The organism is Streptomyces sp. Je 1-4 4N24 (genome assembly GCF_026239515.1).
Lineage (GTDB): Bacteria > Actinomycetota > Actinomycetes > Streptomycetales > Streptomycetaceae > Streptomyces > Streptomyces nigrescens.
In genome coordinates this window covers 5,646,134-5,665,314 of sequence record NZ_CP110836.1, presented here as the reverse complement: position 1 = coordinate 5,665,314, position 19,181 = coordinate 5,646,134, and the positions used below count along the sequence as shown (strand labels likewise).

Annotated in this window: 13 protein-coding genes; 2 read left to right on the top strand and 11 right to left on the bottom strand. The window is 73.0% G+C overall.

The window, feature by feature from the left end; translation table 11 throughout:
- Nucleotides 1-508: 508 nt before the first annotated feature.
- Together SLV14N_RS24870 and ahcY are read right to left on the bottom strand one after the other, a co-directional pair.
- Nucleotides 509-1,123, bottom strand: coding sequence for a hypothetical protein (locus SLV14N_RS24870; RefSeq protein WP_208683723.1), 615 nt, complete (start codon nucleotides 1,121-1,123; stop codon nucleotides 509-511).
- A 171-nt stretch (nucleotides 1,124-1,294) separates the two neighbouring features.
- Nucleotides 1,295-2,752: an adenosylhomocysteinase gene (ahcY, locus tag SLV14N_RS24865; RefSeq protein WP_263271139.1), complete on the bottom strand. Its 1,458-nt coding sequence runs from the start codon at nucleotides 2,750-2,752 to the stop codon at nucleotides 1,295-1,297.
- A 455-nt stretch (nucleotides 2,753-3,207) separates the two neighbouring features.
- Here ahcY and SLV14N_RS24860 point away from each other — a divergent pair, with 455 nt between their 5' ends.
- A complete protein-coding gene (locus SLV14N_RS24860; protein WP_263271138.1) occupies nucleotides 3,208-5,628 on the top strand; it encodes a fructose-specific PTS transporter subunit EIIC in 2,421 nt (806 codons plus the stop codon).
- Between the two features lie 505 nt (nucleotides 5,629-6,133).
- Here the strand turns inward: SLV14N_RS24860 and SLV14N_RS24855 are convergent.
- The 6 genes from SLV14N_RS24855 to SLV14N_RS24830 all read right to left on the bottom strand — a co-directional run bounded on the left by SLV14N_RS24855 (nucleotide 6,134) and on the right by SLV14N_RS24830 (nucleotide 12,098).
- Nucleotides 6,134-7,093, bottom strand: coding sequence for a cation diffusion facilitator family transporter (locus tag SLV14N_RS24855; protein WP_208683721.1), 960 nt, complete (start codon nucleotides 7,091-7,093; stop codon nucleotides 6,134-6,136).
- Between the two features lie 178 nt (nucleotides 7,094-7,271).
- Complete coding sequence (gene manA, locus SLV14N_RS24850) at nucleotides 7,272-8,477, bottom strand: mannose-6-phosphate isomerase, class I (RefSeq protein ID WP_263271137.1); 1,206 nt, start codon at nucleotides 8,475-8,477, stop codon at nucleotides 7,272-7,274.
- 78 nt (nucleotides 8,478-8,555) lie between these two features.
- Nucleotides 8,556-9,692 (bottom strand): SIS domain-containing protein, encoded by a 1,137-nt coding sequence (locus tag SLV14N_RS24845; protein WP_263271136.1) that lies wholly within the window; start codon nucleotides 9,690-9,692, stop codon nucleotides 8,556-8,558.
- A 76-nt stretch (nucleotides 9,693-9,768) separates the two neighbouring features.
- On the bottom strand, nucleotides 9,769-9,966 hold the full coding sequence (locus SLV14N_RS24840; RefSeq protein WP_018087067.1) for a Trm112 family protein: 198 nt from the start codon (nucleotides 9,964-9,966) through the stop codon (nucleotides 9,769-9,771).
- Between the two features lie 185 nt (nucleotides 9,967-10,151).
- A complete protein-coding gene (locus SLV14N_RS24835) occupies nucleotides 10,152-11,510 on the bottom strand; it encodes a phosphomannomutase/phosphoglucomutase (protein WP_263271135.1) in 1,359 nt (452 codons plus the stop codon).
- Nucleotides 11,511-11,657: 147 nt separating this feature from the next.
- Nucleotides 11,658-12,098 (bottom strand): DUF3499 domain-containing protein, encoded by a 441-nt coding sequence (locus tag SLV14N_RS24830; protein WP_159488086.1) that lies wholly within the window; start codon nucleotides 12,096-12,098, stop codon nucleotides 11,658-11,660.
- 328 nt (nucleotides 12,099-12,426) lie between these two features.
- Here SLV14N_RS24830 and SLV14N_RS24825 point away from each other — a divergent pair, with 328 nt between their 5' ends.
- Nucleotides 12,427-12,816 (top strand): metallopeptidase family protein, encoded by a 390-nt coding sequence (locus tag SLV14N_RS24825; RefSeq protein WP_018087070.1) that lies wholly within the window; start codon nucleotides 12,427-12,429, stop codon nucleotides 12,814-12,816.
- Nucleotides 12,817-12,861: 45 nt separating this feature from the next.
- Here SLV14N_RS24825 and SLV14N_RS24820 read toward each other — a convergent pair whose 3' ends face one another.
- From SLV14N_RS24820 to SLV14N_RS24810, 3 genes are all read right to left on the bottom strand, one after another.
- Complete coding sequence (locus SLV14N_RS24820; protein WP_263271134.1) at nucleotides 12,862-14,436, bottom strand: DUF5719 family protein; 1,575 nt, start codon at nucleotides 14,434-14,436, stop codon at nucleotides 12,862-12,864.
- Nucleotides 14,433-18,269, bottom strand: coding sequence for a glycosyltransferase family 2 protein (locus tag SLV14N_RS24815; RefSeq protein WP_263271133.1), 3,837 nt, complete (start codon nucleotides 18,267-18,269; stop codon nucleotides 14,433-14,435). The genes SLV14N_RS24820 and SLV14N_RS24815 overlap by 4 nt, the downstream gene beginning before the upstream one ends.
- A 317-nt stretch (nucleotides 18,270-18,586) precedes the next feature.
- Entirely contained in the window at nucleotides 18,587-18,850 is a 264-nt protein-coding gene (locus SLV14N_RS24810) for a WhiB family transcriptional regulator (RefSeq protein ID WP_003983763.1), read from the bottom strand.
- Between the last annotated feature and the right edge of the window lie 331 nt (nucleotides 18,851-19,181).

Sequence of the window (19,181 nt, the reverse complement as noted above, 5' to 3'; positions counted from 1 at the left end):
GTCGGCCTGGCCCCGTGGGGTGTGGTGAGGTCGCGGCGCTCAGGGCTCAGTGCAGCCGGATGCGGCGAGGCGGGATGGGAGCGGGCACCCCGCCGGGTGGTGTCGCGGCTGTGGGACGTCCGCGAATGCCCTGTGGCAGTGATTGCAGTGAGAGCGGGCCGCTGCGCTGATCGTGGCCGCATTCGACAGGTGGCAGTTGGGGGCCGGGCATCGGCGCGATGCGTCGGGTGTCGGGCGGTGTGACGCGTCGGGGTTCCAGGAGTGCGGCACGTCCGGACTGGCGCCTGGTGGAGGCCAGTGAGCTGATCGGGTACAGCGCTGGGCAGCGGTGGCGTACGTACGGCCTCGGTGTGGCCGGACCGTGCCCGCCGCCAGGTGTCGTGCTGGAAAGGCTGGGGACGGTGGAGTCCCCGGCACTCGCCGCTGCGGGCCGAGGTGGGGACCAGCCGCCGGCGGGGGCGCGGTCTCGGCGTTGCGGGTGCGGGGTGAGACCGGCGGAGCGGGTGGGTCAGGGGAAGGTCGACGGTGGGGATTCGAGGGATTCGAGTTCGATGCCGGGGGCGGAGAGGACCACGTCGCCCGCGATGTGGACGGTGTGCTGTTCGCCGGTTTCCAAGTCGTTGACCTGGTATTCGTCGGCGATGAGCGGGGCGTTGTCAGTGGCGTGTGGTGTGCTTTTCAGCAGGGCCCAGGACTGGTCGAGCGTGCGGGGGGCGAGGACGGGGGGTGTGAAGGCGACGAGGCGGGTGCGGACGGCGCCGGCGCCGAGGGCGGGGCGCAGCAAGCGCGCGGTGGCGATGAGGAACGCGGGGGACGCGCCGGTGAAGGCGTGGGCCGGGACGTTGCCTTCGGTGGCGTGTTCACCGGTCGGGTCGGTGCGTACCCAGGTGACGCCGTCCAGGGCGGCGCCGCGGACCTGCCAGGCGGAGGCGTGCAGTTCGAGGCGGATGGGGCGGCCGAGTTCGTCGAGGGTGAGGTCGACGGAGCCGATGTGGTCGCCGGAGGGGTTGACGATCTGGGAGACATAGCGCCAGCCGGAGGGGCCGGTGGCGCAGTGGAAGTGCTCTTCACCCAGGGGGGTGTGATCGTGCGGGTCGTGGAGGGAGTAGTGGCCGCGGGGCATGAGGTGCAGTCCTTCGGCCGGCGACGGGCCGGTGAGTCGGGGAGGGCGGGTCTGTATGGGGACCTTATGGGCCAGGCCCCCGCCGTGAAGGGCGGGGGCCTGGTGTCACCGGCTGCTGTGGGTGCGCACCGGCTGGTCAGGGGAGCTGACCGGCCGGTGATCGCCGCTGGATCAGTAGCGGTAGTGGTCGGGCTTGTACGGGCCCTCGACCTGGACGCCGATGTAGGCGGCCTGCTCGGGGCGCAGCTCGGTGAGCTTGACGCCGAGCGCGTCGAGGTGGAGCCGGGCGACCTTCTCGTCGAGGTGCTTGGGCAGCACGTAGACGTCGGTCGGGTACTCCTCGGGCTTGGTGAACAGCTCGATCTGGGCCAGCGTCTGGTCCGCGAACGAGTTGGACATCACGAAGGAGGGGTGACCGGTGGCGTTGCCCAGGTTGAGCAGACGGCCCTCGGACAGCACGATCAGGACCTTGCCGTCCGGGTGGGTCCAGGTGTGCACCTGCGGCTTGACCTCGTCCTTGACGATGCCCTCGAGCTTCGCGAGACCGGCCATGTCGATCTCGTTGTCGAAGTGACCGATGTTGCCGACGATCGCCTGGTGCTTCATCCGCGCCATGTGCGACGCCATGATGATGTCCTTGTTGCCCGTCGTGGTGACGAAGATGTCGGCGGTCTCGACGACCTCCTCCAGGGTGGTGACCTGGTAGCCGTCCATCGCCGCCTGCAGCGCGCAGATCGGGTCGATCTCGGTGATGATGACCCGGGCGCCCTGGCCGCGCAGCGACTCCGCGCAGCCCTTGCCGACGTCGCCGTAGCCGCAGACCACGGCGGTCTTGCCGCCGATGAGGACGTCGGTGGCGCGGTTGATGCCGTCGATCAGGGAGTGGCGGCAGCCGTACTTGTTGTCGAACTTCGACTTGGTGACGGCGTCGTTCACGTTGATCGCCGGGAAGAGCAGGTCACCGTCGCGGTGCATCTCGTAGAGACGGTGCACGCCGGTGGTGGTCTCCTCGGTCACACCGCGGATCTCGGAGGCCAGGTTCGTCCACTTCTGCGGGGACTCCGCCAGCGTGCGGGTCAGCAGCTCCAGGACCGCGAGGTGCTCGTCGCTCTCCGCCGTCTCGATCGCGGGGACCTTGCCGGCCTTCTCGTACTCGACGCCCTTGTGGACGAGGAGGGTGGCGTCGCCACCGTCGTCGAGGATCATGTTCGGGCCGCCGGTGGGCGAGTTGGGCCAGGTCAGTGCCTGCTCCGTGCACCACCAGTACTCCTCCAGGGACTCGCCCTTCCAGGCGAAGACCGGGATGCCCTGCGGCGCGTCGGGCGTGCCGTGCGGGCCCACGGCGATGGCCGCGGCGGCGTGGTCCTGGGTGGAGAAGATGTTGCAGGACGCCCAGCGGACCTCGGCGCCCAGAGCGGCCAGGGTCTCGATCAGGACCGCGGTCTGCACGGTCATGTGCAGAGAACCGGTGATGCGGGCACCGGCCAGCGGCTGGGCGGCGGCGTACTCCTTGCGGATCGCCATCAGACCGGGCATCTCATGCTCGGCGAGGGTGATCTCCTTGCGGCCGAAAGCGGCGAGGGACAGGTCGGCGACCTTGAAGTCCTGGCCGGTGGCTGCTGTCGTCATGCGGGCTGCTCCTCGAGCGTCGAGGTGGATGGGCGGGCAGTCTGCGGCGCGGGCTGGGGTCCCCCCAGCTACCACTGGGGGAGTTCGAGCGTACGCGGAAGCGGACGCACCTCTCCCCCTGGCCACAGCGCAGTCCGTCGGAGGCCCTCTCTCCCTCGGCCGGTCCGCGGTGCGGGCCGCCCGACCGCCATCAGCAGCGACGTCTGGCACTGGTCACGAATCTACACCGATCGGCCCAGTGAACCCCAGCCCGGAGGGGCCGGTCCGGTGTGGTCCCGGCCATTGAGGGGCGCGGGGACGGCCCGTGATTCCCGGGTCCGGGTCGGCCGGCGACCGGCGTCCCGGCTGCCGCGGACCGTGGCGTCGGAGGGGTTTGCGGGCGCTGTGCCGTCATGCAGGATGCCTGGAGCGCGGAACACTTGCACGACCGCGCGCACGTTCATAAGGAGAGCCACGTGACCACCAGTCCAGCTGAGCCCCTCAAGGGCGCGGGGACGAGCGGGCAAGGGCTGAAGCTGCTCGCAGTGACCGCCTGCCCGACCGGTATCGCCCACACGTACATGGCCGCGGAGAAGCTGGCCCAGGCGGCCCGGTCCCTCGGGCACGAGATCAAGGTGGAGACGCAGGGCTCCATCGGGGCTGAGAATCTACTGTCTGACAACGATGTCAGGGACGCGGACGCCGTCATCATCGCCGCGGACAAAGACGTCGACCGCAGCCGGTTCGTCGGCAAGAGGGTCCTGGCGGTCGGGGTCGCCGAGGGCATTCGCCACCCCGAGCAGCTGATCGAGCGGGTGCGGAGCGCGCCGGTGTACGGGGGCGCGGAAGGTGCCGGGGCCGGTCCAGGTGCCGGGGCCGGTACGGGAGCCGGCGCGGCTCCGGCTTCCGGGGGTGCCGGCGCCGGCAAGGAGCGCAGCGTCGGGTACAAGGCGCTGATGAACGGCGTCAGCTACATGATTCCGTTCGTGGTGGTCGGCGGACTGCTGATCGCGATCTCGCTGGCGCTGGGCGGGCATCCGCAGGCCGACGGCGGTCTGGTGATTCCCGACGGTTCGTTCTGGAAGCACGTCAATGACATCGGCGTCATCGGCTTCACGCTGATGGTGCCGATCCTGTCCGGCTATATCGCGTATGCCATCGGCGACCGGCCCGCGCTGGTGCCGGGCATGATCGGCGGCTGGATCGCCAACACGGGCTCGCTGTACGACTCCAAGGCGGGCGCGGGCTTCATCGGTGCGATCGTCACCGGCTTCCTGGCCGGGTATCTGGTGCAGTGGATCAAGAAGGTCGAGGTCCCCAAGTTCGCCCGGCCGATCATGCCGATCATCGTGATCCCGATCGTGGCGACGACGGCGCTCGGGCTGTTCTTCATCTACGTGATCGGCCGGCCCATCTCCTGGGTGTTCACCCATCTCACCGGCTGGCTCGGCGGGATGACCGGGTCCAGCGCGATTCTGCTCGGCGCCCTCCTCGGCCTCATGATCGCGTTCGATATGGGCGGTCCGGTCAACAAGACCGCGTTCCTGTTCGGTGCTGGGCTGATCGCGTCCGGCAACCAGACCGTGATGGGCATGTGTGCCGCGGCGATCCCGGTGATGCCGCTCGGCCAGGGGCTGGCCACGCTCGTCCGTCGCCGCCTGTACTCCGAGCAGGAGCGGGAAACGGGCATGGCGGCGCTGTTCATGGGGCTCTTCGGGATCTCGGAGGGCGCGATTCCGTTCGCCGCGGCACGGCCCGCGCAGGTCATACCGGCGAACATGCTCGGTGGCGCGGTGGCCGGCGCCCTAGCGGGGATGACCGCGGTGACGGACGCGGTGCCGCACGGCGGGCCGATCGTGGCGGTGCTGGGCGCGGTCGGCGGGGTGCCGGCGTTCTTCCTCGCCGTAGTGGCCGGCTCGGTGGTCACGGCGCTGACGACGGTGATGCTGGTGGATGTGGCGGAGCGGCGGAAGAGCGGCGGGGTGCCGGCGGCTGCTGGTGCCGATGTGGGGGCTGATGCGGGTGCTGATGTCGCCGCCACCGGGGGCTCCCCGGCGGCGGGGGCGGAGCCGGCGGGGACCGGGGCGGAGCCGGTCGGGGCCGGGGCGGAGCCGGTCGGGGCCGGGGCGGAGCCGGTCGGGGCCGGGGTCGGCGTGGGCGCGGGAGCCGTTGGTGGTGCCGGCGTGGTGTCCCGTACGGCCGCGGAGGTGGTGTCCGTTCCTCCGGCGGCGGGTTCCGTTCCGTCGGTGGGGGGTTCCGGTCGGGCGGCGGAGGGTTCCGTTCCGCCGGAGGGGGGTTCCGTTCCGTCTACGGAGGGTTCCGTTCCCGCGCAGGCCACCGCTTCGGCGCGGGAGGCGGATGGCGCGGCCGGTGACGCCGCGGTCAGCGGTGGCAACGATGTCAGCCGCGACGGCACCGACCGCGATGAGGTTCCCGACGTCGAGGTGCTCTCCGGCTACCTCACCGAGCGCACCGTCAAGACGCAGCTCGTCGCCGACGAGAAGGAGGCGGCGATCCGCGAGATGGCCGAGCTGTTGGCCGGCACCGGCAAGGTGGCGGACGTCGACGAGCTGGTCCGGGTGGCGCTGGCCCGTGAGGCGCAGGGCACGACCGGGCTCGGCGAGGAGATCGCCATCCCGCACGCCAAGACGGACGCGGTGACCGCTCCGGTCGTCGGCTTCGCACGGTCGGCGGACGGTATTGACTGGGGTTCGCTCGACGGCACACGCGCCAGGCTGGTCTTCCTGATATCGGTGCCGGAGGCGGCGGCCGGTGACGAGCACCTGCGCATCCTGGCGCTGCTGTCGCGCAAGCTGATGGACGCGGACTTCCGGGCGCGGTTGCAAAGCGCGGAGGACGAGGCGCGGGTTCTGCGCGTTCTCGGGGAGATCCAGTAGGGCGGGGGCGAACGCATCCCGTAGGGGAGCCGCGGGCCCCCTGCGGAGCCACAACGTGGTGGGGCCGGGGAGGTATTCCCATGGCCGGGGGTGGGGCGGACTCCCGCGGGCACGGGCGGGCTCCCATGGCCAGGGCAGTACCCGCAGCCGGTGCAGTACTGCCACGGACGGGGCGGTATAGCCACGGACGGGGCGGCAGTCCCGTGGCTGGGGCGGCGCCACGGACCGGGCGGCAGTCCCACGGCTGGGGCGGGATAGCCACGGACCGGGGGCAGCAGCCCCGTGGCCGAGGCGCTGAACCCACGGCCGGGGCGGCAACCCGTGGCCGAGGCAGCATCCCCCCGGCTCGCAATCAGATCGACGGGCTGGGGTCCGCGCCAAGAGGCTCGGCGTCGTACGTCGAAGGCCCCCGCGCTCCTGAGGAGTGCGGGGGCCTTGCCGTGCTCTGGGGCCGGGGGACTGCGGGGCTCAGCCGGTCAGGCGCCCGCGTCAGCCACCCTCCGGTTCACTCCCCGCCCGGGGTCTTCGACGGGTCGGTGCCGGCGGCGGCCGCGGTTTCGTCGTAGATGTCCGGCTCCAGGTAGATGACGCGGGCGATCGGTACGGCCTCGCGGATGCGGGCCTCGGCGGCGTTGATGGCGTCCGCGATCTCGGTGGCGGTGCCGTCGTGCTGGACCGCGATCTTGGCGGCGACCAGCAGCTCGTCGGGGCCGAGGTGGAGCGTCCGCATGTGGATGACGCGGGTGACGACCTGGCCGTCGACGACCGCGGCGCGGATCTTGACGATCTGCTCGGGGCCGGCCGCCTCGCCCAGCAGCAGCGACTTGGTCTCCGCGGCCAGGACCAGGGCGATCAGCACCAGCAGCGCGCCGATGCACATGGTGCCGATGCCGTCCCAGATGCCGTCGCCGGTGGCGATGGTCAGGCCGACGCCGCCCAGCGCGAGGACCAGACCGACCAGTGCGCCGAGGTCCTCCAGCAGCACGACCGGCAGCTCGGGGGCCTTGGCGCGGCGCACGAACTGGGCCCAGGTCTGCTTGCCGCGCAGCTCGTTGGACTCCTTGATGGCCGTACGGAAGGAGAAGCTCTCGGCGATGATCGCGAAGACCAGGACGCCGACCGGCCAGTACCAGTTGTCCAGCTCGTGCGGGTCGTGGATCTTCTCGTAGCCCTCGTAGAGGGCGAAAACGCCGCCGATGGTGAACAGCACGATGGAGACCAGGAAGCCGTAGATGTAGCGCTCGCGGCCGTAGCCGAAGGGGTGCTCGGCGGTCGCCGCGCGCTTGGCCTTCTTGCCGCCGAGGAGCAGCAGGCCCTGGTTGCCGGAGTCCGCGATGGAGTGCACGCCTTCCGCCAGCATCGAGGACGAGCCGCTGAAGGCGAAGGCCACGAACTTCGCTGCGGCAATCGCCAGGTTGGCGCCCAGCGCCGCAACGATCGCCTTTGTCCCGCCTGATGCGCTCATAGGTGCCGCATATCCCTTCCGTCGTCCGGGCTTTACCGCCCCTTTAATGCTGTGCGGCGGTCATTGTTGCAGCCCGGTCCCGGGCCGTCGCCACGAGCCCACCTGGCGGACGGTTTCCGGCCGCCGGCACGGGCCTTTGGGGTTCCGCCTGTGCCGCCGGAACGCGCAGCGCCGGGGGCTACGCCACCACTGTCGCGCGGAACAGCGTGCCGTCTCCAGAGAGGGCGATCCGCTCGCCGGCCGGGACGAACGCGGACTCCCCGGGGGCCAGGGTCAGCCCGGCCGCGGACCCCGCATCGGCGTCCCGCAGCTGGACGGTGCCCGCCGTGCACAGCAGGATCTGCGGCGTACGGGAGGCGAGCGGGTGCGGCGCGGCGCCGGGGGCCAGGACGAAGCGGGAGAGCCGGAACTCGTCGATGGGGGTCTCGTAGACCTCCTCACCGTCGACGTCCTCGGGGCGCAGCACGCCCGCGTCACCGGCCTCGAAGCGGACCACCTTCAGCAGCTCCGGTACGTCCACGTGCTTGGGGGTCAGACCGCAGCGCAGCACATTGTCGGAGTTGGCCATCAGCTCGACACCGAGCCCGCTGAGGTAGGCGTGCGGGATGCCGGCGCCGAGGAACAGCGCCTCGCCGGGCTGGAGCCGGACGTGGTTGAGCAGCATGGCGGCGAGGACGCCGGGGTCGCCCGGGTAGTGGTGGGCGAGGACGGCGTAGGCGGCGTAGGCGTCGGCGTGCGGCCCTGCCTCGGCTGCCAGCCGCTCGGCGGCGACGGCGGCGTGCTCGACGGTCCCGGCGATCGCGTGGTGCTCGGCGCTGAGTACGGCGGTGAGCACCTCGCGCAGCGCGCCCTCCTCGGGGGTGGCGCGCAGGATGTCGACGTAGGGCTTGAGGTCGTCGACGCCCAGGCCCGCCAGGAGGTCGGCGGCCTGCGCCGGGTGCCGGAAGCCGCACAGACCGTCGAAGGGGGTGAGCGCGACGATCAGCTCGGGCTTGTGGTTGGTGTCCTTGTAGTTGCGGTGGCCGGCGTCGATCGGGACGCCGCGCCGCTCCTCGTCGGCGAAGCCTTCCGCGGCCTGCGCCCGGTCGGGGTGGACCTGGAGGGAGAGCGGGGAGCCGGCCGCCAGCAGCTTGAGCAGGAACGGCAGCCGGGGGCCGAAGGCGCGGACGGCGTCGGCGCCCAGTTCGGTCTCGGGGGCGGCGTCGATCACCTCGGCCAGGGAGACGGGGCCGTCGCCGCGGTCGATACGGGAGGGGGCGCCGGGGTGGGCGCCCATCCACATCTCGGCCTGGGGTTCGCCGGTCGGCGTGGTGCCCAGGAGCTTAGGGATGGCGGTGGTCGAGCCCCACGCGTAGGGGCGCACGGTATTGGCGAGGCGGTCCATGGGGCGGCTGCTTCCTGACGGTCGTACGTGCTGCGGGGTGCTGCTACGGGCCTGCGGGTGCGGGCCGGCCGTCAAAGATCACTCGGTCCCGGCGAGCGCCAGGTAAACGGCGGCGAAATCCACGATGGCGAGTAGCTCAGCGGCCTTCTCCAGATCGCTGCCGGTGTCGGCTTCCAGCTCGCTGAGGGCGGTGTCGCGCTCCTCGGCGAGTGCCTGGGCGGCGCGGGTGGCGGACAGCGGGCCCGGCTCCTCCTCGCGCAGCAGCACGACCCTGGCGTGCAGCGCGGCGGGCTGCTCGACGCGGTCGCGGAAGAAGTCGTCCGGGTCGGCGCCGGCGGCCAGGGCGCCGGCGAGCAGGGTGCGGTGGGTGGCGAGCGCCTCGGGCAGCTCGGCGGCGAGCGCGGGGCGGCCGGCCAGCCCGGACAGTTCGGTGGCGAAGTGCCGGCCGACGGCGCCGGCGAGGGGGCCTTCGGTCCAGATCAGCGGGAGCGCGTCGGCGAGGTCGGCGGCCAGTGTCTTGCCGGGGTTGGTGTACGTCGGGATGGCCGGGCCGCAGCGTTCGGCGAGCTGGTCGAGGCGGTCGGCGAGCTTGCCCAGGGCCTCCGGCGGGGCGCTGAGCAGGCCGATCCGGTCGGCGAGCGAGAGCAGCGGAATGAGCACCGACCAGAGGGTGCCGGGGGCGGCCGGCGGGGCGCCCTCGACGTCGAATTCGGCGTCGTAGGGGGTGGTCGCCAGCGGGACGGCGAGGCCGCGGGCCTGGGTGACGGCGTCGGCGAGCGGGCCGCCGGCCGGGGTGACGGCGACGACGGCGCAGCCGCGGCGGGAGGCCTGCTCGACCAGCTCGGCGAGGCCGGGGTCGGCGGCGTCCGGGCCGGGGAGCAGCAGCAGGTCCAGGGGGCCGGCCCAGCCGGGGAGCGCCCAGCGCAGTGCGCCGGGCAGCGGGGCGACGCCGGTGGGCTGGATATGGGTGACGGGGCAGCTCCCGCCGCCGAGCGCCCTGAGGAGGTCGGCCACTCCGGCCGCGGCGGGGCCGGGGCCGGCGACGAGCACGGCGCGCGGCCGCCCGTCGGGGGTCAGCTCGGGGATGCCGGACTCGGCGGCGCTGCGGGCTGCGGTACGCACCCGGGCGCCGGATTCGGCAACGCCGCGCAGCAGACCGAAGCGGTCGGCTCCGGCCAGCGCGTCAGGGGTGTCGAGGAGTGACTCGTCGAGCATGGTGGGCGCGGCCTCCGAATCGCCGGGACGGGCGGGGGTGTGCCGGGCGGTGCCGGGCTGACCCGGCGGTGCCCGGTCAGGCGGGGCGGCGAGCCTCGTCGACGAGGAGTACGGGGATGCCGTCCCGGACGGGGTAGGCGAGGCCGCAGTCGCCGGAGGTGCAGAGCAGCTCGGGGTCGGAAGCGGGACCCGAGGAGTCTCCGGTCCGGTCCTGGAGCGGGGCATGGCACGCCGGGCAGGCAAGGATCTGGATCAAGCTGGCTTCGACCGGCATGGAGGCTGCTCCTTCGGGGCGGTTGCGGCTTGGCCAGCGTACCGCCGGACGGGGTGCGGGGGCTTGCTCGGCGGGGTTTCGGGGTGGTGCACGGGGGTGCGGGCGGCAGGGATGCCGCTGCCGCCCGCCCCCTCGGCGACGTGCTCAATTCCCCGCCCGGTCCTTGTGCGGCGGGGTGCCGGGACTCAGCCGCGGATGATCGCCAGGGCCTCGTCGCGGACCCGGTCGGCGGTGGCGGTGTCGCGGGCCTCGACGTTGAGCCGGAGCAGCGGCTCGGTGTTGGAGGCGCGGACGTTGAACCACCAGTTGTCGGCGGTGACGGTCAGTCCGTCGAGCTCGTCGAGGGTGACGTCGTCGCGGCTCTCGTAGGCGGCCTTGATCGCGGCGAGCCGGCCGGTCTGGTCGTCGACGGTGCTGTTGATCTCGCCGGAGGCCGCGTACCGGTCGTACTGCGCGACCAGCTGCGACAGCGGGCCCTGCTGGCCGCCGAGGGCCGCCAGGACGTGCATCGCGGCGAGCATGCCGGTGTCGGCGTTCCAGAAGTCGCGGAAGTAGTAGTGCGCGGAGTGCTCGCCGCCGAAGATGGCGCCGGTGGTGGCCATCTCCTCCTTGATGAAGGAGTGCCCGACGCGGGTACGGACGGGGTTGCCGCCGTTCTCCTTGACGACCTCCGGCACCGACCAGGAGGTGATCAGGTTGTGGATGACCGTGCCGCCGGGGTGCTTGGCCAGTTCGCGGGCGGCGACCAGGGCGGTGATCGCGGACGGGGAGACCGGGTCGCCGTTCTCGTCGACGACGAAGCAGCGGTCGGCGTCGCCGTCGAAGGCGAGGCCGAGGTCCGCGCCGGTCTCGCGTACCCGCGCCTGGAGGTCGACGATGTTCTTGGGATCGAGCGGGTTGGCCTCGTGGTTCGGGAACGAGCCGTCCAACTCGAAGTACATCGCGTCCAGTTCGAGCGGCAGGCCCTCGAAGACGGTCGGGACGGTGTGGCCGCCCATGCCGTTGCCCGCGTCCACCACGACCTTCAGCGGGCGGATGCCGCTCAGGTCCACCAGGCCGCGCAGATGGGTGGCGTAGTCGCCCAGGACGTCGCGCTGCGAGACGGTGCCGGGCGCGGCGACCGGTTCGGGGGCGCCCTCGTCCGACCACCGCTCGACGAGCGCGCGGATGTCGGCGAGGCCGGTGTCCTGGCCGACCGGGGCGGCGCCGGCCCGGCACATCTTGATGCCGTTGTACTGGGCCGGGTTGTGCGAGGCGGTGAACATGGCGCCGGGCAGGCCCAGGGAGCCGCTGGCGAAGTACAGCTCGTCGGTCGAGCAGAGACCGATCTCCGTGACGTCCGCGCCGCGGGCCGCCGCACCGCGTGCGAAGGCGCCCGACAGGCCGGGCGAGGAGGGCCGCATGTCGTGTCCGATCACGATCGCGTCCGCGGCGGTGACCTCGGCGAAGGCCGCCCCGAACAACTCGGCCAGGGGTTCGTCCCACTGGGTGGGGACGACGCCGCGTACGTCATACGCCTTCACGATCTGCGACAGATCAGTCACAGCCAGCCCTCCTGGAGAGTCTCTATGTAACTCCCAACCTACCGGGCGGCCCTGTGGGGTGGCCGGGTATCCCCGCGCGGGGGCACCGTTGCCCCGATACGGCGGGCGGGTGCGGTGAGGGGCGCCCGGGGAGTCGGCTCGCGCCGTTCAGGAATCGGGTGAGCGCAGCACCCGGAGATGGCCGCGGCGGGCGACCTCCATGGGGTGGGTGTCGCGGTCGCCGGGGGTGTGGGTGCCGCCGGCGGCGCGTTCCTGGGGGCGGGCCGCCTCGCGTACGGCGTTCGCCAGGGCTTCGAGGTCGTCGCCGCTGGGGCGGGGCGGGCCGGAGTCGAGGGCTAGGCGGACGACCTCCCAGCCGCGGGGCGCGGTCAGCCGCTCGGAGTGCTCGGCGCACAGGTCGTAGCAGTGCGGTTCGGCGTAGGTGGCGAGCGGTCCGAGCACGGCGGTCGAATCCGCATAGACGTACGTCAGCGTTGCGACGGCGGGGCGGCCGCACGCAGTGCGCGAACAGCGACGTACAGGGCTCACGACGTTGGACGGTACCGCACTCTTGAGCGGGCCGCGACGACTCTCCCCCGGCTCACCCAACCGTGTCGTCCCGCTTCGTCCGATGCGTCTGACCTGCACCCGCTCGACCTGACCTGGACCAGCCGGGCCGGGGCGGACCGCATGCGGTGCGGAATCCCGTCACGACTCGATGCATTTCCTGCCATTCCGGTGTCGATCTGCGATCTCATGCAGGGATGCAAACGAACACAACGCGGACAGGTACGGTCAGTCGGCGACATGCCACGTCTTGTCGTGCTCCCCGGTGTCCGGGGGTCCTTGACGGCTACGCTCGATGCTGATGGACAGGCCTGTACCTCCCCGACCGCCGGAGCCGCGGCTCCGCCGCCGCGACCGCCACGGCCGCGGCATGCGCGGCCCGATCGCGCCGCCCCAGGTGCCGCTGTCGGTGACCCGCGCCGAGGCTTTCGTGGATCTTGTGTATGACTCCCGGGACCGGCTGGAGCGGCGCTGGCCGCAGCTCTCCCAGGTCGACTTCCTGGTCCTGGAGGTGCCCGGTTTTGGCCCGGACGACGGGCCGGACGCGACCGAGGACGCGGAGACCGTGCCGCTGGGGCGGATGCTGCCGGCCGCGGGGGGATATCGCGACCGGATCGTGATCTACCGGCGGCCGGTGGAGATCCGTACGAAGGGCCGCGACGAGCGGGCGATGCTGGTCCACGAGGTGGTCGTCGAGCAGGTCGCCGAACTCCTGGGGCTGGCCCCGGAGTCGGTGGACCCGCGCTACGGCCAGGAGTGAGGCCGCCGCGCGGGTCCGTCCGCGAATCCGTCCGCGGGTCCGCGGTCAGTTCGTGAGCACCGACAGATCCTGCCCCGCGGTCGGGACGAGGACCGAGCCGCGGTCGTCGGGCAGCGGCTGGACGGTGAACGCGGGCAGCCCTCCCTGGGGGCGGGCGAGCGTGCGGGCCGCGTGGACGGGGCCGCTGCCGGGCTCCGGCTCCACCGTCAGGGCGTAGGTCCCCTTCAGGCCCGACGGGCGGGGCGGCTCGGCGTCGAGGCTGGTGCCGCCCTTGACCGTGTACGTCTTGGTGACCGGGGTGCCGCCGCCGCTGCCGGCCGACGCGGTGACCTTCACCTTGGCGTCCTTGCCCTTCTCGGGCGCGACCAGCGAGAGGGTGCTGCCCCGGTCGCGGTTGTCGGCGGCGGTGGCGCGCTTCTCGACCGGCCGGGTCGCGGGGATGAACGCCATCTCCTGCTTGGCGCCCTTGCCGCGGGTGACCCGCAGCGCGGCCGTGACCGGGGCCTTGGCGTCACCGTCGGAGGGCGTGAGCACCAGCGAGCCGGCCTCGCCCTTGGTGAGGTCCTTGAGATCCACGGCGGTGGTCATCCCGCTCTTGAGGTGCAGGGTCTCCAGCCCGGCGGGCGTGATCAGCCCGGTCGGGGTGGCCAGTTGCACCTTCAGATCGGCGTCGGACTCACCAGGGGCGAGGGCGACCAGCCGCACCGAGGTGGCGTCCTTCGGGATGCCGGGCAGCACCACGCTCGGCGACGGATCGGCGGCGGGCGGCAGCCAGTCGCTGCCGAGCTTGCTGTCGCTCGCCTGGACGGCGGCGCCGACCCGGCCCTCACGCGCGACGACATGCAGCGAGGCGTTGGTGGTCGGGGAGGTGGTCAGGGTCGAGAGCAGCACCGGGACCGTGGCATGCGGCGGTACGGAGATGTCCTCGCCCGCCGAACCCGCCAACGACCCGTCCTTGCCGTGGAGTTCGAGGTCGACGACGGCCGGGGTCGCGTCGGGGTTGGTGAGGTGGACATAGTCCTGGCGGTCCGTGGCGGTGCTGACACCGGGGAACCAGAACGTGGTGTCGGGGGTGGTGCAGCTCAGCCCGAGGAGGCCGCGGCCCGAACCGGCGGCGACGGAGGTGGTCTGCTGCACGGTCCAGCCGGGCGCGAGAGTGCCGTCGGCGGCGCCCACGAGGGCGGGGGCGTCGGGGCTGTCGGTGGTCGCGGTGACCGGCTTGCCGGCCTCCTGGAGGGGCACGACGGGCTTGGTGTCGCGGGGGCCGACGGTCTGCCCGGCGGCGGAGTCCGCAGCGCCCTTGCCCTTGCCCTTCTTGCCCTTGCCGCCGGCACCGCCGCCGGCGTCCCGCACGGTCCCGGCGGGCCGCAGCTCGGCGGTGCCCTTCTTGCCGTCCGCGCCGGCCGCGGCGCCCTTGGGGGCGAAGGCGGTGTAGGCGGTCTCGCCGACCTCGGAGGAGGTCGGGGCGGGGCAGAGCAGCGCGGAGCGCTGGACGGGCAGCCGGCTGCTGCCGCGGGGGGCGTCCCGGTCGCCGGTGTCCGGGGCGGCCACGGCGGCGACGCCGGTGACCGCGGCCAGCGCGACGGCCACGCCGATCAAGGACATCATGGTGCGCTTCACTGCTGGTCGCTCCCGTCACGGCGCGGCTCGGGGTAGGAGCCGGAGTACCCCGGGTACTCGGTGCCGTCGTCGTAGGGCTGCTGGTGCTGCGGCCCGCCGTCGCCGTACTGCTGCTGCCCGTAGCCGTACGGGTCGTAGGCGCCCGCCTGGTAGGGGTCCGCGTACGGGTCGGTGGCCTGGAAGGGATCGGCCGGCGGGTACGGCTGACCGTACTGTCCGGCCTGGTACGGGTCGGCGGGTGCGTAGGGCTGCTGTCCGGCGGGGTTGCCCGGTGGCACGGTCCCGTCCGGGGCGGCCTGCTGGGCGGCCTGCTGGGTGGCCTGCTGGGTGGCCTGCCACTCCTCGTAGGACGGCTGCTGCGGCACCGCGGCATACGGGTCGCCGGGAGCGGTGGGGGCACCGCCCCGGACCGTGTCCTGGGCGGGTGCCGGTGCGGCCATCGGGTCGGCGCCCTGGCCCTGCGGCTGCTCGCCCCCGCGCGCCGCGGGGATGCCGGATCCGGCGCCCTCGGGGGCACCGGCCGCCTCGGCCTGGGCCCGCAGGCGGCGCGCCCGGCGGCCGTCGCCGGACACCGCGGCGGCCTGCGCGGCGGCCGCGTCCTCCGGCAGGTCGTCGTCGATCTCCCGGCGGCGGCCCGGCAGCGCCAGCACCACCAGGGTGACGGCGAGCAGGCCCTGCGCCCACAGCCAGAGGGTGTGGCCGAGGGGGTTCTCATGGGTGAGGTCGAGCGTGCCGCCCTCCGCGGGGAGCACGAAGCCCTGGGCCCAGCCGTCGACGGTCACCGGCTTGAGCGGGGTGCCGTTGAGGGTGGCCTGCCAGCCCTCGTCGGCGGCGTCCGCGAGGCGCAGCACCCGGCCGGCGTCGCCGCCGGTCACCTTGGTGTGCGCCTCGACGGGGCCGGACGGGACGGCGACGGGTGCGGCGGCCTCGCCCGCGCTGGTGCCGTCCTTGGCCTCGCCCGGGACGATCGAGACCCGCGAGACCCGCCGGTCGACGCGCCACAGGGCGCTGCCGTCGTCCTGGCTGAGCCGGGTCAGGCCCGGCGTCGCGTCCAGCACCCGGCCCATTTCGCGCGGTGCCCCGTCCCGGACCAGGACGTAGCGGACCGCATAGCCGCCGAGCTGGTTGGTCTGGTCGGCGCCGGAGCCGGCCACGAGGTGGGCGACGATGCCGGCGAGCCGCTTGTCCTCGCCCGCCGAGGCGGCCAGGTCGGCGTCACCGAGCCGGGCGCCGGAGCCCCGGACGAGGGTGTAGTCGACATGGCCGGGCGAGCCGTCGAGCACCAGGGTGCGGGCCCGGTCGGCGGTGCCGGACTCCTCGGCGACGAACGCCGGGACCTGCTCCGGGGTGCGCCGCTCCAGCGGGCCGGCCGCGCCGGTGATCATCCAGCTGGCCGCGGCGTAGAGCGGGGCGAGCACGGACGCCAGCGCGATCAGCACGGCGACCGGCTGCTTCCAGCCGAAGCCGAGGCTGGCCATCCGGGTGCGGATGCCCTCGGCGCCGATCGCCGCGGCACACAGCAGCGCCAGGCCGTAGACCAGCATCGCGGGCCCGGTCCAGCCGGAGCCGTTGCCCAGCGCGGCGAGCAGCAGCCCGGCCAGTGCCACCACCCAGGCGGTGCGGATCGCGCGCCGGCGCTCGTCGCGCAGCGTCGCGCCGAGCGCGGCCAGCACGATGCCGAAGAGCAGCACCCCGCCGGCGGCCTTGGGCCCGCCGGGGCTGAGCCCGATGAGGTCGAGTACGGACGCGGAACCGGCGCCGTAGTCGAGCCCGGCCTCCTGGAAGAAGGCGGAGGGCCGGCTCAGCAACGTCAGCGACCAGGGCGCGAGCACCACGAACGGCACCACGGCCACGACCAGGAAGCGCAGCCCGTAGGCGAGCAGCTGGTCGCGGTTCCCGTCCAGGAAGCGCAGCACCAGCAGACCGATGCCGAGCAGCACCGCGATCGGCCAGACGACCGGGGTGAAGGCCATGGTGAAGGTGATCAGCAGGGTGTACGCCCAGGTGGCGCGCCAGCTGGGCCGGGTGCCCGCCGGCAGCCGCAGTCCGGCGGCGGCGATCGCGGCCCGTGCCATCAGGGGCAGCAGGACGGCGAGCACCGCGGTGCCCAGCCTGCCGCCCGCCAGCGCACCGGCGGCCGCGGGCAGGAAGGCGTACGCGATGCTCCCCCAGGCGCGCAGCAGCCGGGAGGCGACCAGCGGGCGGGAGGCGAAGTAGGCGGTGAGTCCGGCCAGCGGGACGGAGCAGACCAGCAGCAGGGTGACGGCGAAGCCGGTGCTGCCGAAGAAGATGCTCGACACCAGGGCGACGATCGCCAGGTAGGGCGGCGCGGAGGCGCTGCCGCCGACGCCGACCGCATGCCAGCTGTCGAGGTACGCCGACCACAGGTCGGACACGCTGCCGGGCGCGGGCAGCATCGCGCCGCCGGTCAGCGCGCCGGAGCCGAGCAGTCCGCGGCAGGCGATCAGTGAGACCAGCAACAGCAGGAGGAAGAGCACCGGGGCCGGTTTGCGGGCGATCCGCTTGAGCCGGGCGAACTGCTCGATCTCCAGGAATTCGGCGTCGTCGCCGCCGGGCCCGGACTCGACCGCGCCATGCCGGCCGGCCGAGGCCACATCCGGTGCGGCGCGCCCGGCGAGGTTGCCGGCGACCTGTTCGACGGTGGCCCGGACGGTGGCGCCGGGGGGCGGGAAGAGCGGCCGCAGCTCGCTCGCGTCGACCGCGGGCCGGCCTCTCCGCTTGCGTGCGGCGAGGATCTTGCCGGGCCGCAGCAGGGTGCCGAAGAGTCCGGCGAGTTCGTCAAGCGCCTGGCCCGGGACCTTGCCGACGAGGTAGGCGAGCACCCGCAGGAAGGTGCCGATCAGCAGCCGCAGCAGGACGTACGGGAGGGTCGCGCCGCGGGTGTTGGTGAGCAGGGTGTAGACGGCGCCGGCCTTGTCGACGCGGTGCGGGTTGGCGACCGAGCGGCCGACGCAGTCGATGGGGCGGCGTTCGCGGGCGGAGGCCTCGGCGTGCCGCAGGATGGCCTCCGGCGCGACCAGGACCTGGTGCCCGGCGGCCTGGGCGCGCCAGCACAGGTCGACGTCGTCGCGCATCAGGGGCAGCCGGCGGTCGAAGCCGCCCAACTCCTCGTAGACGTCACGGCGGATGAGCATGCCGGCGGTGGAGACGGACAGCACGGGACGGACCTGGTCGTGCTGGCCCTGGTCCTGTTCGCGGCGGTCCAGGCCGGTCCAACGGCGGCCGCTGCGGGCGATGCTGACCCCGGCTTCGAGCAGCTGCCGGCGGTCGTACCAGCTGCGCAGCTTGGCGCCGACGATGACGGCTCCGGGGCTGGCATCGGCGACCCGCAGCAGCTCGGCGAGCGCGTCCGGCTCGGGTGCGCAGTCGTCGTGCAGCAGCCACAGCCACTGGACCGGTTCGCCGTGCGGCAACTCCGGCATCTCGTAGGCCTCGTCGCGCCAGGTGCGGGTGACCGGGTCCCAGCCGCTGGGCCGGCGCAGATACGGCAGATCGTCGGGGGTGAGCACGGGGGCCGTGCGGACGGCTTCGTCGACGGCGGTGCCGAATCCGGAGCGGCGGGCGAGGTGCAGCACCCGCTGGTCCCCGATGGCCTCGGCGAGCAGCTGGGCGGAGTGGTCCGCGCTGCCGGTGTCGGCGCCGATGACGTTCTGCACCGGGCGCTCCTGGCCGAGCAGGCCGGTGAGCGCGTCGGGCAGCCAGCGGGCACCGTCATGGGAGACGATCACGGCGGTGACGACGTGCCGCGGGAACTCTGGGGTGGCGGCTGCATATGAGGCGGCCTGGGCCGCCGACTGGCTGTGCACGGACATCGAGGTACGGGCCCTCCGGACCCGGGAGTTCGAAGGCCCGCGGCGAAGTCGCGCTGGGCCACCGCCCCCGGAAGACACTGCGACGGACTACGAGGCGACGCGCGCGCCCCGTGGGGCGGCGGCGCATCTCGGACGGTGCCCCACACTAATGGTTCGCGTCGGTGCCCCGACCGGGTCCGTACACAGCAGTCCGCCTCCGGCGAGCAGGTCGCTGGAGGCGGAGAGTTCGCTATAGGGGGATATGGGGAGTTGAGGGGGTGCGGCGGCATGGTCCACGAGGCCGCGCGCCTTCGGTCCGGCCGGCTGCGCTGTCATCGTCAGACGGCGGCCTTCTTGAGCCGGCGGCGCTCGCGCTCGGACAGACCGCCCCAAATGCCGAAGCGCTCGTCGTTGGCGAGCGCGTACTCAAGGCATTCGGACCGGACTTCGCAGGCGAGACAGACCTTCTTGGCCTCGCGGGTGGAGCCACCCTTCTCCGGGAAGAAGGACTCGGGGTCGGTCTGGGCGCACAGTGCGCGCTCCTGCCAGCCGAGCTCCTCGTCCGCCTCCTCGACCAGCAATTCCTGGAACAGCTCGGTCATGTGCGCCCCTCGTCTGTCTTTACGTCCCCGTGATCAAGCCGTGATCGATTTCGGCTGAACGACACGAGTGAAATTACAAGTGTGGTGATCCGGGCCAGTCAAGCCGAGATCTGCTATTGAGCCTCTTATTCACTCGGCGGAACCAAGCGGATGCGGAAAGTGTTCAAATCAGTAAAAACCAGGACACTTTCCCGGGCGTGCCACCCGGCACGTCCTCTTCACTCACCAAGACGCGACCAGGCGGCGTTCACGTTGCACCCCGCGCGCCGAAGCGGGGGAGATCACAGACCGATCACGGGTCCACAACGGCGTTTGAAAGCGCGGTTGCCGG